Consider the following 6,248-nt stretch of genomic DNA (forward strand, 5'->3'; position numbering starts at 1 on the left):
TGTGGCCCGCCAGGATCCTGGCGGGCCACAGCCGTTTCAACACCTTCGATAGGGCGGACGAGCCGACCTGTACGCCGGGTTCTGTTGCCGTCCGCCGTTGCCGGCCTGGGCGGTGGCGACCATTCATCTTGGACCGCTGTTACCAGCGGCCTCATGCGACCTACCCGCTGACTCGGGCGAGCAGCCTTCAAGCGCCAGCTGTGCGGTCTTGCTCCGGGCGGGGTTTACCGAGCCGCGACGGTCACCCGCCGCGCTGGTGGGCTCTTACCCCACCCTTTCACCCTTACCCACCGGTATCCGATGGGCGGTCTACTCTCTGTGGCACTGTCCCGCGGGTCACCCCGGGTGGCCGTTAGCCACCGCCCTGCTCTGTGGAGCCCGGACGTTCCTCAGCCCGCCACCGCCATGAAGGCGGTGGCCGGTACCGCGGCCGCCCGGTCGGCTCGTCCGCGCGGTTCAGTGTAGCGCCGTGGGGCGTCAGCGCGCGGTCTCGTCCGCCATCGGCCCCTGATCTGCTGGGAGCCGCCTATCATGTGCGGGTGCTGATCCTGCTTCCTCCCTCTGAGGGAAAGACCGCTCCTGCCAGTGGACCGTCGCTGGATCTCGACTCGCTTCTGGGCGCGGACAGGCTCACTGCTGCGCGTCGCGAGGTGATGTCGGCGCTGGCTGAGGTGAGCCGGAGCGCCGAGGGAGCCTCCGTCCTGGGGCTGGGGCCGCGCAGCGCCGAGCACGTAAGAACGAACCTGGAGCTGGAGATCTCACCCTGCTCCCCCGCTCATCAGCTGTTCACCGGGGTCCTGTACGAGGCCGCCGGGCTCGACTCGATCGCCGAGGAGGCGGCTGGACGGGCTGCGCTGGAGCGTCACTGCGTCGTTCTCTCGGGGCTGTGGGGCATCCTGTCCCCCACTGACTTGGTGCCCGACCACCGCCTGTCGATGGGCACGTCCCTGCCCGGACTGGGGCGCCTGCCAGCGTTCTGGAAGCCGCACCTGGCGCCGTCGCTCACCGACATGGCTGCACAGGGGCCGGTGGTTGACTGTCGGTCGGCGGACTATGCGGCCGCGTGGAAGCCGTCCGCACGCGACGGCGTCGAGGTCGTGAGTGTGCGCGTGGTGCGCACCGCGGACGACGGTTCGCGCAAGGTGGTCTCCCACATGGCCAAGCACGCTCGCGGGCTGCTCACCGGGGAGCTCCTCAGGGCAGTCGCCGACGGGTCCGCGCCTGTGCACGTGCACGCGGACGACATCGCGACCATCGCCTGCCATCTGGAGGGCATCGACGACGTCGAGGTCTGCGAGCCGGACCGGCAGGGGCGACGGGTGCTCACCCTGGTGACTCGCTGAGGCCGGTGGCGGCCGGCGTCAGACGCGGCCGCCGTCAGATGTCCATGCGCACGATGATGACATCGTTCTCCTCGGCGTGGATGACCTCCTCGGCCGGTGCGGCCACGATGCGGGCCAGCTCCTGGGGGCTGATCTCGACGGCGCCACCCTCAACGGTTCGTCCCCTGAGGGCCACTGCGCCGAGCCCGCCGGTGGAGGCGCGCACGGCCTCGTAATCCGCCAGGAGGGGTGCCTCAATGGTTCCGGCCAGGTCTGCCCGCTGGTTCTCCAGGGACTCGATCTCCTCATCAAGTCGGGCGAACTCGGCGTCGCGCTTGGCGGTGAGCTCCCGCCCGGCCGTACGGATCTCTGACTCCTCCTGGCTGAGGCGCTCCGCCTCCTGCCGGGCGGAGTCGAGCGCCTCCATGGCCACGATCTGCGCCTCCTCCAAGGCTGACTGGCGTTGGCCGAGCTGGTCGATCTCCCCTTGGATGGCGGAGAGGTCGCGGGCCGCGCTGGTTCCGGAGTGGAGGCGCTCGCGCAGCACCTCGGCGCGGCGCACCACCTGAGCGACCTCGTTCTCGCTGCGGGTGGCCTGCTTCTTGGCCTCGTCGAGGGCGGCCTCCGCCTGGATAGCTGCGCGCTTGTTGGCTTTGAGGCGTTCGATGACTGACTCGATGCGGGTGAGGACCGGAAGGTGCTTGCGCTCGTGACGCAGCCGTGCCAGGCGGGAGTCGAGGTCCTGCAGGTCGATGAGAAGGCGCTGCTGGGCGATGGGGGCGCTTGTCACGGCGTGTGCTCCTTCAGGTGCGTACAAGTTGTTGCTGCGAATCCTCTCATGCCCGGTCTGGTCCGGTGGGTAGGCGCAGCGCCCACGGGTCCGTGACAATGCGGGAGACCTGGACGCACAGCGAGGCTCCGCGGGTGTGGGCGTCTTCTGTGAGCCTGCGGGCCAGGGGCTCCAGGCCGACCCACTCGGTGGCCCAGTGGGTGCCGCACAGGAGGTAGGGGCGGCCGGCTTCCAGGTGCTCGGAGGCGGGGTGGTGGCGCAGGTCGGCGGTGAGGAACACGTCGACTCCGGCCTCGCGGGCCTGTTGCAGAAGAGAGTCGCCCGCCCCACCTGAGACGGCGATGCGCTCGACGACGGCGTCCAGGTCCCCGCCCACGAGGAGGCCGGGGGCCGAGTCGGGCAGGGCTGCAGCGACGTCCTCGGCGAGCCGGCGCAGGGTGACGGGCTGAGGGAGCGTGCCGATCCGTCCGATGCCCTGATCCGGGGAGGCGGGGTCAGGCTCGAGCGGCACGGTGGAGACGAGCCCGACCCGCTCGGCCAGGGCGTCGGCCACTCCCCCGTGGGCGGCGTCGAGGCTGGTGTGGGCGTTGAGGAGCGCGATGCCGGCGCGGATGAGGCGGTGGATGCAACGCCCCTTGGGGTCGGTGGCCGCCACGTGGTCAGTTCCGCGCAGGTAGAGGGGGTGATGGGTGATGACCATGTCGACGCCGGCGTTGATGGCCTCATCGACGACGGCTGCCACCGGGTCAACGGCCAGGAGGATGCTGCGCACCGGGTCAGCGGGGTCGCCGCAGATGAGCCCGTTGGAGTCCCAGGAGGCGGCCAGGCCGGGAGGCACAGCGGCCTCCACGAGGGCGACGACGTCGCCGACGGTCAGGTGGCCTTCCGACGTGCTGCGCGAGGGCTCGTGGCCGGCTTCAGGAGATGCGGGTGCAGACGTGTGACTCATGCGACCAGGCTAGCGGTAGGGCGGGCAGTTCCTGAGGCGTGAGGAGCTCGGATACCCGCGGCGCCTGCGTGAGGGCGTGCCTGACGGAACACAGTGAGGAAAACGACCGACGCGGCCGCCATCTGGGGTAACCTACTTTCGCGCTGCTGGGCTCCTCCGGTGCCGGCAGCGTCGACCTCCTCGACGCCGTCGACGTCGTGGCCGCGCCCCCATAGCTCAGCGGTTAGAGCAGCGAGCTTATACCTCGTATCGTGCCTGATAAGCACAAGGTCCTGGGTTCGAATCCCAGTGGGGGTACCACGATAGCCTTACCCAAACCTAGGTCATGAGTAACACGGTCTGGGTTGGTTGATGACGATGCGAAGCGCTCACCACCACTGGTGAGCGCTTCGTCGTTGCAGACGGTGTTGGTGATGGGGCAGTCGACTTGGTTGTCCCAGTTTTCTTGCGGGTTGTCTTGCAACAAGGTCGCACGGTGCTGTCGTGCGACGTTGTGCATTCGGCGGCTGGTCAGCCAGGTGAAGGGCTGTCGGAGGTCGGCTGCCAGGCTGGCGTTGTTGCTGGCGTCGGCTAGTAGGCGCGGTGCTGCGGTGTGCTGCAATGGCCCGTCGTCACTCTCCCCTATCGGGCAGTCGCCAGCTGCTGGATCGGTCATGGTCCTGTGTCTGTCATCATTCGTTCCATCTTCCGGCAGGATGACTCGGCCGTCTTCATCCACCGCTGGGTTGACCAGTACTCGCTCGAAGAAGACTTGGTTGAGCAGCTTCTTCAGGTGCGGTGGGGCGGCTTGGTAGAGGCGGTGGCAGTCTTCGAGGAGGTCAAGGGCCTGGGTGAGGCGTTGGTGGATTTCAGCGGCATCGGCTTGGTAGGCGGCCAGCTGGCGCTCGATCTGGTTCAGCTCGGCCGTGAGCTGGGTCTGTTCCTCTTTGAGGAGGTCAAGGGGGATGGCTCCTTCGTAGTGGGCGTGCATCAGGCGGCGGCGCTTGTCTTCGATGTTCGTCCGCCTGGTCGTCAGAGAGCGGATTGTCCGATCTTTGTCACGCTCAAGGTGGTGTAGCTCCTCTCGAACGTACTGCTCCACCAGCTGGCGATCCTGGCTGCTGAGTTGGATCGTCCGGTACAGCGCGCTCATCCGCTCTTCGACGACGTCGATGAGGACGGCACGGAAGGAGCAGTCGTGAGTTCGCTGCCGCCTGGCACAGATGAAGTAGGGGTAGAGGTCGCCTTTGCTGTTGCGCGTGTTCTGCACCAGCAGGCGGGCACCGCACAGGCCGCAGTACACCGTCGTTTTGAGGTGGTGGTTGTGTTGGCGTTCGCGTTCTCCGAAGCGATGGGAGTCCAGCACGGCCTGCACCTGGCTCCAGGTCTCTTCATCCACCAAGGGCTCATGCGCCCCGGGGTACTCCACGCCTTGGAAGGAGATGACGCCCTTGTAGTAGGGGTGGCGCAGCATGCGATGCAGCTGGGCACCCGTCACCGCCTTGGCCGGCTTGCGGGCCGTCGGCACGGTCGTCAGCCCCCGATCATGCAGGTGCGCGGCGAGCCTCTTCGTCGTCCACTGCCCCGTCGCATACTCCGTAAACGCCAGCCGGATGAGTGGTGCGCGCTCCTCATCCAGGGCGATGGTGCGGACTTCTCGGCCGTTCTCGTCTCTGGCGCGGACGTTGATGTACCCCAGCGGCGCCTTGCCCAGCGTGCCGCCGTTCCTGGCCTTCTCACCCATCCCCTTCATGACCTCATTAGCCAGGTTACGGGAGTAGAACTCGGCGATGGAGCTCATGATGCCGTGCAGCAGCATCCCACCAGGCGTCTGGTCGATGTTCTCGCTGGTCGACACCAGCCGCACCCCCGCCTCTTCGAACGCCCGGTTGATCTCCACATCGTCCGCCCTATTACGTGCTAACCGGTCAAGCTTGTGGACGATGACGTAGTCGATCCCGCCGTCTTCTTTGAGGTAGGCCAGCATCTTCTGTAGCTCAGGCCGGTTGGCGGATCGGGCTGACTCGCCGCGGTCGGCAAACTCCTTGACCACCAGGGCGCCCATCGACTGGGCCTTGCGCTTATTCGCCTCCCGCTGAGCCGGCAGAGAGAAGCCCTCCTCCGACCCACCGCGCTGAGCCTGCTCGCGGGTGGAGACGCGGATGTATGAGACGGCGCGCTTGGGCGTCAGTTGCGCCGCCATGGCGGTGAAGGGATCGGGGGCGAGTGCGTCAGGCATGGTGCACCTCCTTGCTGGTTTCGCTCTGTTCGCTGGCGTTGCCGGTTCGACTGCCCTGGTCGACATCGCTGGGCTGGCCGGACTCCCCGACCTGCTCGACTCCACCAGTTTCGCCAGGCTGGCTATGTTCACTGCTCTGCTCACGCTGGCTGCGCTCTTCCTCTCTGAGCGCGTCGAGCTGCCGCATCCACTCACCCTCCTCGTCGTTCCACCAGGCTGGTGGGGTGCCGTCGCCCGGCTGCCAGGTATTGAGGCAGACCAGGAGGGCGCCACTGGCTGCGAGTTGCTCGGTTACCGCGTCTGCTTCGGTGGTGGTGAGGTTGGGGGTGGGCCAGCTCGCCGTGATGACGTACTCGACCCCACCGCGCTGGCAGGCATCGAGCAGCATCCGCAGCCCGTACTGGCGCGTCTGTCGGTCGTGGAACTCGGTGACCAGGTTGAGATCGGTTGCTTCGGCGTAGTCCTCCACCAGCTCCCGTTGCCGAGCCAGCTCGAAGGGGTAGTGGGCCGCGCCGTAGAAGATGGCGATCGGCCCAGTGCCTGCCTGGCTGTCCAGCGCGGCGGTTGGCACGGCGGCGAGCGCGGCGGTTGGCACGGCGGCGAGCGCGGCCGGCTGCTCCTGTGCGTTCGTTGTTGTCTGCTTTGTCATCTGCGTCCTCCTCTCGTATTTCTTACTCTCTATCCGTTGTTGTGTGTTTCTCCTCTTTCTATTGACGCTCAGATGGACGGAAAAGTCCAGTCTGGTTTTCGCTTGACCCCTGGCGGCAATCCGCGAGTTTCCGCACGGGCCACGGTTTGGTGGTTGTCTGCTGTGCGCAATATTCGCCTCAATGTCCTTGGCATGCCGCCCCAGAAATGGCAGGCTGTTACTTGGTGTCTTTCTCGTCGAGATATGCCTCCTTTTGGTGTGTCAGCTTGTCTGGTTGCTGACCTGCGGGGTGGGGATGGCGGCGGGGCCGCCGTGGATCA

The 6,248-nt window shown here is 66.9% G+C and carries 6 protein-coding genes, 1 tRNA gene, 1 other RNA gene and 1 pseudogene; 4 read left to right on the forward strand and 5 right to left on the reverse strand.

Annotated features, from left to right (window positions below; genetic code table 11):
* Positions 1–54: 54 nt before the first annotated feature.
* Positions 55–446: RNase P RNA component class A (rnpB, locus tag HMPREF2883_RS13415), an RNA gene on the reverse strand.
* Between the two features lie 87 nt (positions 447–533).
* On the opposite strand from rnpB, the gene HMPREF2883_RS13420 reads away from it, so the two are divergent.
* A complete protein-coding gene (locus HMPREF2883_RS13420; protein WP_070663093.1) occupies positions 534–1,343 on the forward strand; it encodes a YaaA family protein in 810 nt (269 codons plus the stop codon).
* 34 nt (positions 1,344–1,377) lie between these two features.
* Here HMPREF2883_RS13420 and HMPREF2883_RS13425 read toward each other — a convergent pair whose 3' ends face one another.
* Both HMPREF2883_RS13425 and HMPREF2883_RS13430 read right to left on the reverse strand, forming a co-directional pair.
* Positions 1,378–2,112 (reverse strand): zinc ribbon domain-containing protein, encoded by a 735-nt coding sequence (locus HMPREF2883_RS13425; protein WP_070663094.1) that lies wholly within the window; start codon positions 2,110–2,112, stop codon positions 1,378–1,380.
* Positions 2,113–2,158: 46 nt separating this feature from the next.
* Positions 2,159–3,061, reverse strand: coding sequence for a Nif3-like dinuclear metal center hexameric protein (locus HMPREF2883_RS13430; RefSeq protein ID WP_070663095.1), 903 nt, complete (start codon positions 3,059–3,061; stop codon positions 2,159–2,161).
* Positions 3,062–3,266: 205 nt separating this feature from the next.
* Here HMPREF2883_RS13430 and HMPREF2883_RS13435 point away from each other — a divergent pair.
* Both HMPREF2883_RS13435 and HMPREF2883_RS15690 read left to right on the forward strand, forming a co-directional pair.
* Positions 3,267–3,361: transfer RNA gene (locus HMPREF2883_RS13435), tRNA-Ile, on the forward strand.
* A gap of 361 nt (positions 3,362–3,722) precedes the next feature.
* Positions 3,723–4,118: a hypothetical protein gene (locus tag HMPREF2883_RS15690; protein WP_256277494.1), complete on the forward strand. Its 396-nt coding sequence runs from the start codon at positions 3,723–3,725 to the stop codon at positions 4,116–4,118.
* 135 nt (positions 4,119–4,253) lie between these two features.
* Here the strand turns inward: HMPREF2883_RS15690 and HMPREF2883_RS15695 are convergent.
* A pseudogene (locus HMPREF2883_RS15695) lies at positions 4,254–5,345 on the reverse strand (recombinase family protein); the annotation flags it as partial.
* A complete protein-coding gene (locus HMPREF2883_RS13445; protein WP_256277495.1) occupies positions 5,272–5,928 on the reverse strand; it encodes a recombinase family protein in 657 nt (218 codons plus the stop codon). The pseudogene HMPREF2883_RS15695 and the gene HMPREF2883_RS13445, both read right to left, overlap by 74 nt.
* Before the next feature lie 72 nt (positions 5,929–6,000).
* Between HMPREF2883_RS13445 and HMPREF2883_RS15300 the strand changes: the two genes are divergently transcribed.
* Positions 6,001–6,248, forward strand: a 248-nt coding sequence (locus HMPREF2883_RS15300) for a hypothetical protein (protein WP_218079149.1), incomplete at its 3' end; no start/stop codon positions are given.

It is taken from the genome of Actinomyces sp. HMSC075C01, from assembly GCF_001812965.1.
GTDB classification, from domain to species: domain Bacteria; phylum Actinomycetota; class Actinomycetes; order Actinomycetales; family Actinomycetaceae; genus Actinomyces; species Actinomyces acetigenes.